9 protein-coding genes, 4 tRNA genes, 3 rRNA genes and 1 riboswitch are annotated in these 15,494 nt (G+C 55.2%); of the genes, 13 read left to right on the forward strand and 3 right to left on the reverse strand.

What is annotated here, in order from left to right; genetic code table 11:
• The first annotated feature begins 13 nt into the window (after window positions 1-13).
• Window positions 14-385, forward strand: a complete 372-nt coding sequence (locus FHU12_RS22975; RefSeq protein WP_141973065.1) for a YijD family membrane protein — start codon at window positions 14-16, stop codon at window positions 383-385.
• 34 nt (window positions 386-419) lie between these two features.
• Here the strand turns inward: FHU12_RS22975 and trmA are convergent, their stop codons facing one another.
• Window positions 420-1,523, reverse strand: a complete 1,104-nt coding sequence (gene trmA, locus FHU12_RS22980; protein ID WP_141971967.1) for a tRNA (uridine(54)-C5)-methyltransferase TrmA — start codon at window positions 1,521-1,523, stop codon at window positions 420-422.
• A gap of 115 nt (window positions 1,524-1,638) precedes the next feature.
• Window positions 1,639-1,858, forward strand: a riboswitch (cobalamin riboswitch).
• Window positions 1,859-1,927: 69 nt separating this feature from the next.
• Here trmA and btuB point away from each other — a divergent pair.
• The 9 genes from btuB (at window position 1,928) to FHU12_RS23025 (ending at window position 10,491) form a co-directional block, all read left to right on the forward strand.
• The gene (gene btuB / locus FHU12_RS22985) at window positions 1,928-3,799 is read left to right on the forward strand and encodes a TonB-dependent vitamin B12 receptor BtuB (protein ID WP_141971969.1); all 1,872 of its coding nucleotides are present in this window, start codon (window positions 1,928-1,930) and stop codon (window positions 3,797-3,799) included.
• Complete coding sequence (gene murI / locus FHU12_RS22990; RefSeq protein WP_049205307.1) at window positions 3,744-4,607, forward strand: glutamate racemase; 864 nt, start codon at window positions 3,744-3,746, stop codon at window positions 4,605-4,607. The genes btuB and murI overlap by 56 nt, the downstream gene beginning before the upstream one ends.
• Before the next feature lie 373 nt (window positions 4,608-4,980).
• Window positions 4,981-6,522: ribosomal RNA gene (locus FHU12_RS22995) — 16S ribosomal RNA — on the forward strand.
• A 74-nt stretch (window positions 6,523-6,596) separates the two neighbouring features.
• Window positions 6,597-6,673 (forward strand) — tRNA-Ile (locus FHU12_RS23000).
• 38 nt (window positions 6,674-6,711) lie between these two features.
• Window positions 6,712-6,787: transfer RNA gene (locus FHU12_RS23005), tRNA-Ala, on the forward strand.
• A gap of 207 nt (window positions 6,788-6,994) precedes the next feature.
• Window positions 6,995-9,902: ribosomal RNA gene (locus FHU12_RS23010) — 23S ribosomal RNA — on the forward strand.
• A gap of 175 nt (window positions 9,903-10,077) precedes the next feature.
• Window positions 10,078-10,193 (forward strand): 5S ribosomal RNA (gene rrf, locus FHU12_RS23015).
• The 16S, 23S and 5S rRNA genes sit together here with 4 tRNA genes alongside, the layout of an rRNA operon.
• A 94-nt stretch (window positions 10,194-10,287) precedes the next feature.
• Window positions 10,288-10,364 (forward strand) — tRNA-Asp (locus tag FHU12_RS23020).
• 51 nt (window positions 10,365-10,415) lie between these two features.
• Window positions 10,416-10,491: transfer RNA gene (locus FHU12_RS23025), tRNA-Trp, on the forward strand.
• A 262-nt stretch (window positions 10,492-10,753) separates the two neighbouring features.
• On the opposite strand, the gene hdfR is transcribed toward FHU12_RS23025, so the two are convergent.
• On the reverse strand, window positions 10,754-11,581 hold the full coding sequence (hdfR, locus tag FHU12_RS23030) for an HTH-type transcriptional regulator HdfR (RefSeq protein WP_141973067.1): 828 nt from the start codon (window positions 11,579-11,581) through the stop codon (window positions 10,754-10,756).
• 119 nt (window positions 11,582-11,700) lie between these two features.
• Here hdfR and FHU12_RS23035 point away from each other — a divergent pair, with 119 nt between their 5' ends.
• Window positions 11,701-12,039 (forward strand): MaoP family protein, encoded by a 339-nt coding sequence (locus FHU12_RS23035; protein WP_019455272.1) that lies wholly within the window; start codon window positions 11,701-11,703, stop codon window positions 12,037-12,039.
• A gap of 28 nt (window positions 12,040-12,067) precedes the next feature.
• Here FHU12_RS23035 and FHU12_RS23040 read toward each other — a convergent pair whose 3' ends face one another.
• On the reverse strand, window positions 12,068-13,591 hold the full coding sequence (locus tag FHU12_RS23040) for a YifB family Mg chelatase-like AAA ATPase (RefSeq protein ID WP_141971971.1): 1,524 nt from the start codon (window positions 13,589-13,591) through the stop codon (window positions 12,068-12,070).
• 341 nt (window positions 13,592-13,932) lie between these two features.
• Here FHU12_RS23040 and FHU12_RS23045 point away from each other — a divergent pair, with 341 nt between their 5' ends.
• Both FHU12_RS23045 and ilvL read left to right on the forward strand, forming a co-directional pair.
• Window positions 13,933-15,165, forward strand: coding sequence for an MFS transporter (locus tag FHU12_RS23045; RefSeq protein ID WP_141971974.1), 1,233 nt, complete (start codon window positions 13,933-13,935; stop codon window positions 15,163-15,165).
• Window positions 15,166-15,298: 133 nt separating this feature from the next.
• Entirely contained in the window at window positions 15,299-15,397 is a 99-nt protein-coding gene (gene ilvL / locus FHU12_RS23050) for an ilv operon leader peptide (RefSeq protein WP_013814970.1), read from the forward strand.
• The last annotated feature ends 97 nt before the right edge of the window (window positions 15,398-15,494 follow it).

Consider the following 15,494-nt stretch of genomic DNA (forward strand, 5'->3'; position numbering starts at 1 on the left):
AGGTAAAAAAATGATGGAAAAACCAGGCCGTGAAAATGGCACCTTACTGCTGGCGTTGATTGCTGGCCTTTCGATCAACGGTTCGTTTGCCGCGTTGTTCAGCTCGGTAGTGCCGTTTTCGATCTTCCCGCTGATCGCGTTGGTGCTGGCGGTGTACTGCCTGCATCAACGTTACCTGAACCGCGCCATGCCGGACGGCATGCCGAAGCTGGCGGCGGCCTGCTTCCTGCTGGGGCTGCTGATGTACAGCGCCATCGTGCGCGCCGAATACCCGCAGATCGGTTCCAACTTCCTGCCGTCGGTGGTGTGTGTGGCGCTGGTGCTGTGGATCGGGGTCAAGCTGAAGGCGCGCAAGGCGCCGGATGCGCCGACTCAAGAGTCGTAACGAAACGGGGCGCCATGATGGCGCCCCTGTCGTATCAGCGGTGCTTTTCCAGCAACACGCCGCATTCCATGTGATGGGTATACGGGAACTGATCGAAAAGCGCCAGGCGGCTGACCCGGTGCGTAGCCTGCAGCGTTTCCAGGTTGGCGCACAGCGTTTCCGGGTTGCATGAGATATACAGAATGCGCGGGTAGGCCTGCACCATCTTCACCGTTTCCTCGTCCAGCCCGCTGCGCGGTGGATCGACGAAAATCGTCTCGCAGTTGTAACCGCTCAGATCGATGCCTTTCAACCGGTTGAATTCGCGTACTCCGTTCATTGCCTGAGTGAAGTCTTCTGCCGCCATGCGGATGATTTGCACGTTGTCGATATGGTTGGCGGCGATGTTGTACTGCGCCGCCGCCACCGACGGCTTGGCGATCTCGGTCGCCAGCACGCGCTCGAAATTGCGTGCCAGCGCCAGCGAGAAGTTGCCGTTGCCGCAGTACAGCTCCAGCAAATCGCCTTTGGAACCGGCGGTGACCGCCAGCGCCCACTCCAGCATCTGCACATTCATGGCCGCGTTGGGCTGAGTGAAGCTGTTTTCCACCTGACGATAGATCATGTCGCGGCCGGCAACCGTCAGCACTTCGTCAACATAATCCTGGTCGAGCATGATTTTGGTCTTCGACGCCCGGCCGATCAACTGCAGGTCGAAACCCTGAGCGCGCAGCTCATCGCGCAGCTGCTCGGCACGCCGTTGCCAAACGTCATCCAGCTTGCGGTGGTACAGCAGCGAGGCGATGATTTTGCCGCTTTGCGTCGACAGATAATCGATCTGGAACAGCTTGTGGCGCAGGATCGGCTCCGGTTTCAGCGCGGCGATCAGGGCGCTCATCAGGCGGTTGATCAGTTCGCTGGCGGCCGGAAACCGATCGACGCGAATACGTTGCTTGGTCTGCTGATCGAACATGATGTGATACATGTCGTCCGCGTCGTGCCAGATGCGGAATTCGGCGCGCATGCGGTAATGGTCGACTGGCGAGCGGAACACTTCCGGCTCGGGCGCCGCGAACGGTGACATCAACGTCTTCAGGCGGGCGACTTTCTCCGCCAGTTGGTCATCGTAACGTTCAATAGGCAAATTCTCGGGCGTCATCTGTGTCTTCTCGTCAGGCAAATTTGATCAGTGGGGATTGTAGGGAATCAGCCCGTGAAGTCCAGTTTTGTCGCGTTTATTATTTGTAACATTAGTAGCAGTCTAGACATCTATTTTCATTGATCGTAGCATTGCCGTCCGGCCTCAAGCAGCGAGTGAAAAGGGAATCCGGTGTGAATCCGGAGCTGACGCGCAGCGGTAAGGGGAAGTCACGGCGATAGCGTTTCGACGCAGACACTGTCCACTGCAGGATGGGAAGTCATCGCCCGTTGCCGGTCGCGCCCCGCGGCCCGCAAATCCCAAGCCCGAAGACCTGCCGGTGTTACGTCGCAATGTCCGTGGCCGTCGCGAACTACCGGCCATGATCCTGCGGCATCCGCCAATTAAGTTTGGATGCTTTTCTCATGACAATTACAAAAAATACGCTGCTGGCGGTGGTCTCCTCCGTCACGGCTTTTTCTGGATGGGCGCAAGACAACACCACAGCCAAGAATGGCGATAACCTGGTGGTGACCGCCAACCGTTTCCCGCAGCCGGTTTCTTCCGTGTTGGCACCGACTTCCATCGTCACCCGTAACGATATCGATCGCTGGCAGGCCAAGAGCCTGACCGACGTGATGCGCCGCTTGCCGGGCGTGGACGTTGGCCAAAACGGTGGATTGGGACAAAAGAGCTCGCTGTTTATTCGCGGCACCAACTCCAGCCATGTGCTGGTGCTAATTGACGGCATTCGCCTTAATCAGGCGGGCGTCAGCGGTTCTTCCGACCTTAGCCAAATCCCGATTTCGCTGGTGCAGAAAGTCGAATACATTCGCGGCCCGCGCTCGGCGGTGTACGGCTCCGATGCCATCGGCGGCGTGGTCAACATTATTACCACCCGCGAAAAGAACGGCACTACGCTCTCAGCCGGCGTCGGCTCCAACGGTTATCAATCCTATGACGCGTCGACCCAACAACAACTGGGTGACAGCACCGTGGCGACGGTGGCGGGCGACTACACCTATACCAAAGGGTATGACGTGGTGGCCTATGGCAGCACCGGCATGCAAAGCCAACAGGATCGCGATGGCTTTATGAGTAAGTCGTTGTATGGCGCGCTTGAGCATCAGTTCAGCGAATCGGTCAGCGGCTTCGTACGCGGGTATGGCTACGACAACCGCACGGCGTACGATGGTTATTATTCCTCCCCAACCAGCCCTCTATTAGATACTCGCAAACTGTACAGCCAAACCTGGGACACCGGATTGCGTTATAAAGAAGGGATTTACGCAACACAATTGATCGGCAGCTACAGCCACAGCAAGGATTACGATTACGATCCTCGCCGCGGTATGTATGACAGCTCGGCCAGCTTGGTGGATTCCGAACAGTACAACCTGCAGTGGGGCAATACGCTGCAGGTTGGAGAGGGTACCCTAAGCTCTGGCGTTGACTGGCAGCAACAGAAAATCAAACCGGATTCCACCACCGTGAAGGGTGAAAAAAGCCAACGTGATGCAGGCATCTACCTGACCGCCCAGCAACTGGTTGGCCCGGTAACGTTGGAAGGTGCGGTTCGAGGCGACGATCATTCCGAGTTTGGCTGGCACGGCACCTGGCAAACCAGTGCGGCCTGGGAGTTCGTCGAGGGGTACCGCTTTATCGCGTCGTATGGCACGGCGTTCAAAGCACCGAATATGAGCCAGCTATACGGCAACTTCGGTAACAACACCGATCTGAAACCGGAAGAAAGCAAGCAGTGGGAAGGCGGTTTTGAAGGGCTGACCGGCCCGGTGACCTGGCGCATCTCCGGTTATCGCAACGACATCGACAATTTGATCGATTCCACGGGGGAAACCAACTACGTCTATTACAACGTGGGCAAGGCGACCATCAAAGGGATTGAAGCTACGGCCTCGTTTGATACCGGCCCGTTGACGCATCAGATTGGTTATGACTATGTCGACCCTCGCAACGCCAAGACCAATGAAGTGCTGCTGCGGCGCGCCAAGCAGCAGGTGAAATATGAGCTGGACTGGCAGCTGTATGACTTTGACTGGGCGGTGACTTATCAATATCTGGGTCAACGTTATGACAAGGATTACAGTACCTATCCGGAACAAAGCGTTAAACTTGGCGGCGTGAGCCTGTGGGATCTCGCAGTTTCGTATCCGGTCACATCTCATCTGACAGTTCGTGGTAGAATTGCCAACCTGTTTGATAAAGATTATGAGACGGCCTATGGCTACGCTACTCCAGGAAGAGAATACTACCTCACTGGAAGCTATACCTTCTAACAGCACCGCCACACCTCGCCCGACGGTGCTGGTTTTTGATTCCGGCGTCGGCGGGTTGTCGGTGTATCAGGAGGTTCGGCAGTTGCTGCCGGATCTCCACTATATATACGCTTTCGACAACGTGGCGTTCCCCTACGGCGAGAAGTCCGAAGAGTTTATCGTTGAGCGCGTGCTGGAAATTGTCGGCGCGGTGCAGCAGCGTCATCCTCTGGCGATTGTCGTCATTGCCTGTAACACCGCCAGTACTGTCTCCTTACCGGCCCTGCGCGAGCGTTTCAGTTTCCCGGTCGTGGGCGTGGTGCCCGCCATCAAGCCTGCCGCCCGTCTTACCGTTAACGGCATTGTCGGCCTGTTGGCGACCCGCGGCACCGTACAGCGCAGCTACACCCACGAACTGATTTCCCGTTTTGCTACCGACTGTAAGATTGAACTGCTGGGCTCTTCAGAGCTGGTGGAGCTGGCGGAGGCCAAGCTGCACGGCGAAGCCGTGCCGCTGCCGGTGCTGAAGAAGATCCTGCATCCGTGGCTGAGCATGCGCGAGCCGCCGGATACCGTCGTGCTGGGCTGCACCCATTTCCCTCTATTAGCTGAAGAGTTGATGCAGGTGTTGCCGGAAGGCACCCGGTTGGTGGATTCCGGCGCGGCGATTGCCCGCCGCACCGCCTGGCTCATATCAACGCAGGAAAATCTGGTCTCGAGCCAGGAAGAGAATCTGGCGTATTGCATGGCGTTAAATGAAGATACTGACGCTTTATTGCCCGTTTTGCAGGGTTATGGCTTTAAATCGTTGAAAAAACTGCCGCTTTAACGGTGTTTTGGTTAAACATTCAACGGTCGGAAAAAATATTGAAAATAGGGGTTGCGGCCTGCCGAGAACTCCCTATAATGCGCCTCCACTGACCGGGAACAACGACTGACAAGCCGCCGGGTCAGCGAGAAGAAAGCGAAATAAACGCTTGACTCTCAGGGCGAAAAGCGTAATATACGCAGCCCGCGCCGATGAGTTTCTCGGCACTGCTCTTTAACAATTTATCAGACAATCTGTGTGGGCACTCCACAAGACGATATCCAGCATCTTCGGATGCAAAAAAATATCAAGTCTTGAAGAGTGACTAACTGAAGTAAAATTCATGCAGTAAATCTTTGAGCATCGCTTCTCGAGTGGAAGCAAATCAAGCTTTTAATTGAAGAGTTTGATCATGGCTCAGATTGAACGCTGGCGGCAGGCTTAACACATGCAAGTCGAGCGGTAGCACAGGAGAGCTTGCTCTCTGGGTGACGAGCGGCGGACGGGTGAGTAATGTCTGGGAAACTGCCTGATGGAGGGGGATAACTACTGGAAACGGTAGCTAATACCGCATAACGTCGCAAGACCAAAGAGGGGGACCTTCGGGCCTCTTGCCATCAGATGTGCCCAGATGGGATTAGCTAGTAGGTGGGGTAATGGCTCACCTAGGCGACGATCCCTAGCTGGTCTGAGAGGATGACCAGCCACACTGGAACTGAGACACGGTCCAGACTCCTACGGGAGGCAGCAGTGGGGAATATTGCACAATGGGCGCAAGCCTGATGCAGCCATGCCGCGTGTGTGAAGAAGGCCTTCGGGTTGTAAAGCACTTTCAGCGAGGAGGAAGGTGGTGAACTTAATACGTTCATCAATTGACGTTACTCGCAGAAGAAGCACCGGCTAACTCCGTGCCAGCAGCCGCGGTAATACGGAGGGTGCAAGCGTTAATCGGAATTACTGGGCGTAAAGCGCACGCAGGCGGTTTGTTAAGTCAGATGTGAAATCCCCGGGCTCAACCTGGGAACTGCATTTGAAACTGGCAAGCTAGAGTCTCGTAGAGGGGGGTAGAATTCCAGGTGTAGCGGTGAAATGCGTAGAGATCTGGAGGAATACCGGTGGCGAAGGCGGCCCCCTGGACGAAGACTGACGCTCAGGTGCGAAAGCGTGGGGAGCAAACAGGATTAGATACCCTGGTAGTCCACGCTGTAAACGATGTCGATTTGGAGGTTGTGCCCTTGAGGCGTGGCTTCCGGAGCTAACGCGTTAAATCGACCGCCTGGGGAGTACGGCCGCAAGGTTAAAACTCAAATGAATTGACGGGGGCCCGCACAAGCGGTGGAGCATGTGGTTTAATTCGATGCAACGCGAAGAACCTTACCTACTCTTGACATCCAGAGAACTTTCCAGAGATGGATTGGTGCCTTCGGGAACTCTGAGACAGGTGCTGCATGGCTGTCGTCAGCTCGTGTTGTGAAATGTTGGGTTAAGTCCCGCAACGAGCGCAACCCTTATCCTTTGTTGCCAGCGGTTCGGCCGGGAACTCAAAGGAGACTGCCAGTGATAAACTGGAGGAAGGTGGGGATGACGTCAAGTCATCATGGCCCTTACGAGTAGGGCTACACACGTGCTACAATGGCATATACAAAGAGAAGCGACCTCGCGAGAGCAAGCGGACCTCATAAAGTATGTCGTAGTCCGGATTGGAGTCTGCAACTCGACTCCATGAAGTCGGAATCGCTAGTAATCGTAGATCAGAATGCTACGGTGAATACGTTCCCGGGCCTTGTACACACCGCCCGTCACACCATGGGAGTGGGTTGCAAAAGAAGTAGGTAGCTTAACCTTCGGGAGGGCGCTTACCACTTTGTGATTCATGACTGGGGTGAAGTCGTAACAAGGTAACCGTAGGGGAACCTGCGGTTGGATCACCTCCTTACCTAAAGATATTAGTTCGAGTGGCGTGCTCACACAGATTGTCTGATAGAAAGTAACGAGCAGAAATACCTTTATAGGCTTGTAGCTCAGGTGGTTAGAGCGCACCCCTGATAAGGGTGAGGTCGGTGGTTCAAGTCCACTCAGGCCTACCACTTCTTCGAAGTGGAAAAGGTACTGCACGTGACTGTATGGGGCTATAGCTCAGCTGGGAGAGCGCCTGCCTTGCACGCAGGAGGTCAGCGGTTCGATCCCGCTTAGCTCCACCATATAGTCCGGTATTTCAATACTTCAGAGTATATTGGCGACAGTATGCTGCGAAGTATTTTGCTCTTTAACAATCTGGAACAAGCTGAAAATTGAAACATGACGGCTGAAATTTATCCCTCCGTAGATGTATTGGGATGAAGAGTAACCTGTCATAGAGTCTCTCAAATGTTTGCAGCGCGAACGATGGAAACATCTTCGGGTTGTGAGGTTAAGTGACTAAGCGTACACGGTGGATGCCTAGGCAGTCAGAGGCGATGAAGGGCGTGCTAATCTGCGAAAAGCGTCGGTAAGGTGATATGAACCGTTACAACCGGCGATACCCGAATGGGGAAACCCAGTGTGTTTCGACACACTATCATGTCATGAATACATAGTGGCATGAGGCGAACCGGGGGAACTGAAACATCTAAGTACCCCGAGGAAAAGAAATCAACCGAGATTCCCCCAGTAGCGGCGAGCGAACGGGGAGGAGCCCAGAACCTGAATCGGCTTGTGTGTTAGTGGAAGCGTCTGGAAAGTCGCGCAGCAAAGGGTGATAGCCCCGTACACTAAAATGCACAGGTCGTGAGTTCGATGAGTAGGGCGGGACACGTGACATCCTGTCTGAATATGGGGGGACCATCCTCCAAGGCTAAATACTCCTGACTGACCGATAGTGAACCAGTACCGTGAGGGAAAGGCGAAAAGAACCCCGGCGAGGGGAGTGAAATAGAACCTGAAACCGTGTACGTACAAGCAGTGGGAGCACCTTCGTGGTGTGACTGCGTACCTTTTGTATAATGGGTCAGCGACTTATATTTTGTAGCAAGGTTAACCGTATAGGGGAGCCGTAGGGAAACCGAGTCTTAACTGGGCGAATAGTTGCAAGGTATAGACCCGAAACCCGGTGATCTAGCCATGGGCAGGTTGAAGGTTGGGTAACACTAACTGGAGGACCGAACCGACTAATGTTGAAAAATTAGCGGATGACTTGTGGCTGGGGGTGAAAGGCCAATCAAACCGGGAGATAGCTGGTTCTCCCCGAAAGCTATTTAGGTAGCGCCTCGTGAACTCATCTTCGGGGGTAGAGCACTGTTTCGGCTAGGGGGCCATCCCGGCTTACCAAACCGATGCAAACTCCGAATACCGAAGAATGTTATCACGGGAGACACACGGCGGGTGCTAACGTCCGTCGTGAAGAGGGAAACAACCCAGACCGCCAGCTAAGGTCCCAAAGTCATGGTTAAGTGGGAAACGATGTGGGAAGGCATAGACAGCCAGGATGTTGGCTTAGAAGCAGCCATCATTTAAAGAAAGCGTAATAGCTCACTGGTCGAGTCGGCCTGCGCGGAAGATGTAACGGGGCTAAACCATGCACCGAAGCTGCGGCAGCGACGCTTAGGCGTTGTTGGGTAGGGGAGCGTTCTGTAAGCCGTTGAAGGTGGCCTGTGAGGGTTGCTGGAGGTATCAGAAGTGCGAATGCTGACATAAGTAACGATAAAGCGGGTGAAAAGCCCGCTCGCCGGAAGACCAAGGGTTCCTGTCCAACGTTAATCGGGGCAGGGTGAGTCGACCCCTAAGGCGAGGCTGAAAAGCGTAGTCGATGGGAAACAGGTTAATATTCCTGTACTTGGTGTTACTGCGAAGGGGGGACGGAGAAGGCTAGGCTAGCCGGGCGACGGTTGTCTCGGTTTAAGCGTGTAGGGGGTGTGACCTGGTAAATCCGGTTACATACTAACCCTGAGGCGTGATGACGATGCACTACGGTGCAGAAGTAGTTGATGCCCTGCTTCCAGGAAAAGCCTCTAAGCTCTAGGTAACATTAAATCGTACCCCAAACCGACACAGGTGGTCAGGTAGAGAATACCAAGGCGCTTGAGAGAACTCGGGTGAAGGAACTAGGCAAAATGGTGCCGTAACTTCGGGAGAAGGCACGCTGGCATGTAGGTGAAGTCCTTCGCGGATGGAGCTGAAGCCAGTCGAAGATACCAGCTGGCTGCAACTGTTTAATAAAAACACAGCACTGTGCAAACACGAAAGTGGACGTATACGGTGTGACGCCTGCCCGGTGCTGGAAGGTTAATTGATGGGGTCAGCCGCAAGGCGAAGCTCTTGATCGAAGCCCCAGTAAACGGCGGCCGTAACTATAACGGTCCTAAGGTAGCGAAATTCCTTGTCGGGTAAGTTCCGACCTGCACGAATGGCGTAATGATGGCCAGGCTGTCTCCACCCGAGACTCAGTGAAATTGAACTCGCTGTGAAGATGCAGTGTACCCGCGGCAAGACGGAAAGACCCCGTGAACCTTTACTATAGCTTGACACTGAACATTGAGCCTTGATGTGTAGGATAGGTGGGAGGCTTTGAAGCGTGGACGCCAGTCTGCGTGGAGCCATCCTTGAAATACCACCCTTTAATGTTTGATGTTCTAACTCGGCCCCATAATCTGGGGTGAGGACAGTGTCTGGTGGGTAGTTTGACTGGGGCGGTCTCCTCCCAAAGAGTAACGGAGGAGCACGAAGGTTAGCTAATCACGGTCGGACATCGTGAGGTTAGTGCAAAGGCATAAGCTAGCTTGACTGCGAGAGTGACGGCTCGAGCAGGTACGAAAGTAGGTCTTAGTGATCCGGTGGTTCTGAATGGAAGGGCCATCGCTCAACGGATAAAAGGTACTCCGGGGATAACAGGCTGATACCGCCCAAGAGTTCATATCGACGGCGGTGTTTGGCACCTCGATGTCGGCTCATCACATCCTGGGGCTGAAGTAGGTCCCAAGGGTATGGCTGTTCGCCATTTAAAGTGGTACGCGAGCTGGGTTTAGAACGTCGTGAGACAGTTCGGTCCCTATCTGCCGTGGGCGTTGGAAGATTGAGAGGGGTTGCTCCTAGTACGAGAGGACCGGAGTGAACGCACCACTGGTGTTCGGGTTGTCATGCCAATGGCATTGCCCGGTAGCTAAGTGCGGAAAAGATAAGCGCTGAAAGCATCTAAGCGCGAAACTTGCCTCAAGATGAGTCTTCCCTGGGCCTTTAAGGCCCCTGAAGGAACGTTTAAGACTAAGACGTTGATAGGCTGGGTGTGTAAGTGCAGCGATGCATTGAGCTAACCAGTACTAATGATCCGTGAGGCTTAACCTTACAACACCGAAGGTGTTTTTAGAGAGACAAAATCGTCTGGAACGATTTTGAACAACGCGGAGCGTTGGCCCCGAAGGGGTGAGTATCAGGATGATACGAATAATTTTCAGCGAAGTTCCGAGATTGGTTCTGATGGCGACACGAGAGTGGCGCGGTTGGAATGAAACAGAATTTGCCTGGCGGCAATAGCGCGGTGGTCCCACCTGACCCCATGCCGAACTCAGAAGTGAAACGCCGTAGCGCCGATGGTAGTGTGGGGTCTCCCCATGCGAGAGTAGGACACTGCCAGGCATCAAATAAACGTTATCAGTGTGACGACTGGTAATGCGCAAATCGCAGAGCGCGAATTTGCCGGCATCGAGAGATGCAACGTAAAAGAATCGGTGGAGCGGTAGTTCAGTTGGTTAGAATACCTGCCTGTCACGCAGGGGGTCGCGGGTTCGAGCCCCGTCCGTTCCGCCACTTATTTAATTATGCCTGCTTTATTAGCAGGCATAATGTTAAGCGAGATTTAGGGGCGTAGCTCAGTTGGTAGAGCACCGGTCTCCAAAACCGGGTGTCGCGAGTTCGAGTCTCTCCGCCCCTGCCATATTAAGAACCCTTTGCGAATGCAAAGGGTTTTTTTTTTGCCTATCGTTTTTCTTCCTGACCGCTTTGGAAAAGAGCACATGGACGCCCTGTGCCGATGTTTGCCCGATCCTGGTTGCCTCATCTTCTTCCGATCTTTACCCCCGTTGACCTCCTGATTCCCTGGCTGTTTTGTATTATCTTCTCTCAGAAGGCGATGGGCGCATTTTGGTGTGATAGACGACTATGACTACGATGGCGACGTTTAAGGCCGCCATAACGCTTTAGGCTGCGGTATTTAAAGGTATTTTAAGTAATTGCCGAATCAAAGGCTGCTGATCGCTGTTTTGCAACCAGACGGCATACAGTGGGCGGATAATCGGCGGGATATCGGCGGCGGCCACCAGCTGTGGGTACTCTTTTTCCCACTGGCTGGGCAGGAAAGCGCATCCTCCCGTCGTTTCCAACAGCTGACGCGTCAGCTGAGCAGAGGTAGTGGTGAGCACCGGCACGTTATCACCTTCCAGCATGCGACTTTCCTGTTGGTGGAAGTCGGCTCCCCATTCCAGCTTGATGTAGGGCATTGGGGCCTGTTTGTCACGATGTGCGGATGAGAACAGGCGTAATGAGAAATTGCTCAGCTGCTGGCTGGCCAATTCATCCATCTTCGGCGGTTCAGTGGTGATCAGCAAATCGAGCTGCCTTTCATGCAGTTGTTTTACCAAAGAGTGCCTTAATGCCACTCTGGCCTCGAGCTGTAGCGCCTCGCGTTGTTGATAGAGCGCCTGCAACCAGGGGGTCAGGTAGGCCTCCCACAGCGAAGCGGTAGCGCCGATCGACAACTCGGTGTGTTGCAGTGAACGCACGACCTCCTTCTTCGCCAGCTGCCAGGTGTTCATCAGGCTCTCGGCATAAGGCAGAAGCCGCTCACCGGCAGGCGTCAGGCGGATATTGTTGCGATGACGGGTAAATAAATTTGCGCCCAGCTGGTTTTCTAACTGGCGGATGCGGAAACTGACCGCAGACTGCGTTAAGTACAAAGATTCTGCGGCTCTGCCAAAGTGACGCGTTCTACTGACCTCCAAAAAGGTTTTCAGTAATTCGGTATCCACACCTATCTCCAAAAAAATTTGTCGTTAAGATTTAAATGTTTTGTTTTACACGCTGTCAAGCCTATCTAATACTCCGCGCCATAAACAGCACGGCCATAAGAGAATTAGGAGCGTGTCAGATGGCGGATAGCTTCACCACGACCAATCGTTTTTTTGATAATAAACATTACCCTCGCGGGTTCTCCCGTCACGGCGATTTCACCATTAAAGAGGCGCAATTGCTAGAGCGCTTCGGCTACGCGTTTAACGAGCTGGACTCGGGCAAACGCCAGCCGGCCACTGAAGAAGAACAGCTGTTCGTCGCAGTGTGCCGCGGTGAGCGCGAAGCGGCTACCGAGCAGGAAAAAGTATGGGCTAAATATCTGGCGCGCACACGTCGCCCGAAGAAATTCCATACTCTGTCCGGCGGTAAACCGCAGGCTGACGCAGTAGAAGACTACAGCGACAGCGACGACTAAAGACGATGGGGCCTACGGGCCCCATTTTCTATTCCAGACTACGATGCAGCTGTAACAGCAAACGGTCCATACTGCGATAGCCCAGCGCTTCGCAGAGGTGGCTTTTGTTGAGCTCCGCATCCCCTGCCAAATCCGCCAGCGTGCGCGCAACTTTCAAAATGCGCTGCCAGGCGCGGACCGATAACCCCAGCGCGTTTAATGTCGTCTCCAAAAACTCGGCGTCCGTCGCCTGCAGAACACAATCACGTTCCACTTCGCGGTTGCTCAACAGCGCGTTGACTTTACCGGCGCGTTCGAGCTGCCGGGCGCGTGCCTGCTGCACCCGTTTCCGCACCTGCTCACTGCTTTCACCATGCGTTTTCCGCTGGCTGAGCGTGCCCGGCGGTAACAGCGGCACTTCGATAGACAGATCGAAACGGTCGAGAAAAGGCCCTGACAGCCGGGCCAGATAGCGCAATACCTGCTGCGGCGAGGCACGGTTATGCAATCCTTGATAATGCCCGGTTGGGCTGGGGTTCATTGCCGCAATTAGCTGCACTCTGGCGGGGAAACAGACCTTGGCGTTGGCGCGTGAAATCACGATCTCGCCGGACTCCAGCGGTTCACGCAGCGCATCCAGCACCTTACGCTCGAATTCCGGCAGCTCATCCAGAAACAACACGCCGTTATGCGCCATAGAGATCTCACCCGGTCGCGGCAGTGAGCCACCGCCGACCAATGCTGCCATCGATGCGCTGTGATGAGGCGCACGAAACGGCCTCTGGCGCCATGGCAGGGCGGCGGGGAAATGATGCTGCAAGCTGGCGACCGCCAGGCTTTCCAGCGCTTCATGCTCCGTGAGCGGCGGCAGCAAGCCCGTGAGGCGGCTGGCCAACATGGTTTTACCGGTGCCCGGTGGCCCAATCAACAGCAGGTTATGCCCGCCGGCGGCGGCGATCTCCAGGGCCCGCTTGGCCTGTTCCTGGCCGATGATGTCGCGCAGATCGGCGTTGTTGCAGGCGGTATCCGCAGCGGGAGGCGTGGCCGCCACCGGCAGTTCTCCCTGGCCGAGCAGAAAGGCGCAGACTTCCAACAGGTGCCGGGCGGTATGGGAGTGCGACTGCGCGATCAGGCCGACTTCAGCGGCGTTGTCCATCGAGAGGATCAGTTGTCGCCCGGCGTCAGCCGCCGCCAGCGCCGCCGGGATCGCGCCTCTGACCGCCCGCAGTGCACCGGACAGCGCGAGTTCGCCAAGAAACTCGTAGCGTGCCAACGGTGCGAGGGGCAGTTGCTCGGAGGCGGCGAGGATCGCCAGCGCTATCGGCAGATCGTAACGTCCGCCTTCTTTCGGCAGATCGGCGGGCGCCAAATTGACGGTGATGCGCCGGGCGGGAAAGGTGAAACCGTTGTTGATCAGGGCGCTGCGCACCCGATCGCGCGCCTCTTTCACCGTAGTTTCCGGCAGGCCGACCAGCGTCAGGCCGGGCAGGCCATTGCTGATATGCACCTCCACCGTCACGGAAGGGGCCTGAACGCCAATGATGGCGCGGCTATAGATTACCGCCAGTGACATATCGCTCTCCTTGCTGAGGGCGACATGATGCGTGATTCATTCCCTTGGTGCGCGGCACTGTTGGCGGTTTTTCGACTTTTTTCGCAGCGTAATTACCGATTTTCATCGAAGTGAAAGAGATTGTGCGAACTGCCTCGCAGCCTGCGGCAATACCCATTAACAATTCGCTGAAGGCTGCAACACATTAGCGGCCCAGACGCATTGCAACCATAGGCTTAATGGGTGTATTTAACAATTGATTAAAAGAAAAATCACTTCTTTAACACACTCCGACCGCCGCCGCAGTCTGCCCGGCAGCCGCTAAACCTCCTGACTTCGTACTCTACGGTAGGGATAACACTATGTTTGGTTGGACCCCGCTGCAACGCAACGCGGCAATCGCCAGCTTTTCAAGCTGGACGCTCGACGCTTTCGATTTTTTCGTGCTGGTATTCTTACTCAGCGACATCGCGCAATCCTTTCACGTCGGCCTGGAACAGGTCACGTTGGCGATTCTGCTCACGCTGGCGGTGCGGCCGATCGGCGCGCTGATCTTCGGGCGCGCGGCGGAAAAGTATGGCCGCAAGCCGATCCTGATGTTGAATATCGTCTTCTTCTCGGTATTTGAGCTGCTCTCCGCCGCCGCGCCCTCGCTGACGGTCTTTTTGCTGTTGCGGGTGTTGTACGGGGTGGCGATGGGCGGCATCTGGGGCGTGGCGTCGTCATTGGCGATGGAAACCATACCGGACCGCTCACGCGGCCTGATGTCGGGTATTTTCCAGGCCGGCTATCCGTTCGGTTACCTGCTGGCGGCGGTGGTGTACGGCCTGCTGTTCGAAACGATCGGTTGGCGCGGCATGTTTGTCATCGGCGCGGCGCCGATCCTGCTGCTGCCGTTTATTTATTATTGTGTGCAGGAGTCGCCGGTGTGGTTGGCGGCGCGTGAGCGTAAAGAGAGCACCGCCTTGCTGCCGGTGTTGAAGAGCCACTGGAAGCTGTGCTGCTATCTGGTGCTGCTGATGGCAGCGTTCAATTTCTTCTCCCACGGCACGCAGGATTTGTATCCGGTGTTTTTGAAAGTTCAGCACGGTTTCGACCCTAAAACCGTCAGTATCATCGCCATTAGCTACAATATTGCGTCCATTATCGGCGGCGTTTTCTTCGGCTCGTTATCGGAAAAAATCGGCCGTAAAAAAGCGATCATCATCGCCGCGTTGCTGGCCTTACCGGTGATCCCGCTGTGGGCGTTTTCCAGTGGTTCGCTGATGCTTGGGATCGGCGCTTTCCTGATGCAGTTCATGGTGCAGGGTGCCTGGGGCGTGATACCGACCTACCTGACCGAACTGGTGCCGGCCAACACCCGTGCGGTGCTGCCGGGGTTCGTGTACCAGCTGGGCAATCTGATCGCCTCGGTCAATGCTACGCTGCAAGCCACCATCGCCGAGCATCATGGGCATAATTACGGCCTGGCGATGGCGATCGTCGCCGGTACGGTGGCGGTGGCGATCGCCCTGTTGGTGTTCTTCGGCAAGGATACGCGCGGCAAGGCGATCACCGACGCGGTGAAAAATCCGGACATGCGTGCCAACGTGTGAAACAGGGGCGATTCGCGTGAGGTATGACCAGATTGCGCCGAATAATAACGCAAAAAAAGTGTTGTCATGTCGCGCGCGGCTGTGGTACCTCTGTAAGCATTAGTTCTGAATGAGCACAGTGAACAAACCCATTATGAAAGCCTTTGCCCAAGTGATTAGCCTAGTCGTGATTAGCGTGGTGGTGATTATTATCCCACCGTGCGGGGCTGCACTTGGACGAAGAAAGGCTTAGCAAACAAGCCGGAATCGCAAGAGAACCCCCGCACCGTCAGGTCCGGGGGTTTTTTATTGGCAAGAGAAAAGTGGAGCAAGGGGCAGAACATGAAAAA

It is taken from the genome of Serratia marcescens (genome assembly GCF_006715005.1).
Lineage (GTDB): Bacteria > Pseudomonadota > Gammaproteobacteria > Enterobacterales > Enterobacteriaceae > Serratia > Serratia montpellierensis.

Excerpts from the sequence above, each read along its gene's own strand:
- btuB (WP_141971969.1), top strand. The coding sequence starts at position 1,928 with ATGACAATTACAAAAAATACGCTGCTGGCGGTGGTCTCCTCCGTCACG.
- FHU12_RS23035 (WP_019455272.1), top strand. The coding sequence starts at position 11,701 with ATGGCGGATAGCTTCACCACGACCAATCGTTTTTTTGATAATAAACAT.
- murI (WP_049205307.1), top strand. The coding sequence starts at position 3,744 with ATGGCTACGCTACTCCAGGAAGAGAATACTACCTCACTGGAAGCTATA.
- FHU12_RS23045 (WP_141971974.1), top strand. The coding sequence starts at position 13,933 with ATGTTTGGTTGGACCCCGCTGCAACGCAACGCGGCAATCGCCAGCTTT.
- FHU12_RS23040 (WP_141971971.1), bottom strand. The coding sequence starts at position 13,591 with ATGTCACTGGCGGTAATCTATAGCCGCGCCATCATTGGCGTTCAGGCC.
- trmA (WP_141971967.1), bottom strand. The coding sequence starts at position 1,523 with ATGACGCCCGAGAATTTGCCTATTGAACGTTACGATGACCAACTGGCG.
- FHU12_RS22975 (WP_141973065.1), top strand. The coding sequence starts at position 14 with ATGGAAAAACCAGGCCGTGAAAATGGCACCTTACTGCTGGCGTTGATT.
- ilvL (WP_013814970.1), top strand. The coding sequence starts at position 15,299 with ATGAAAGCCTTTGCCCAAGTGATTAGCCTAGTCGTGATTAGCGTGGTG.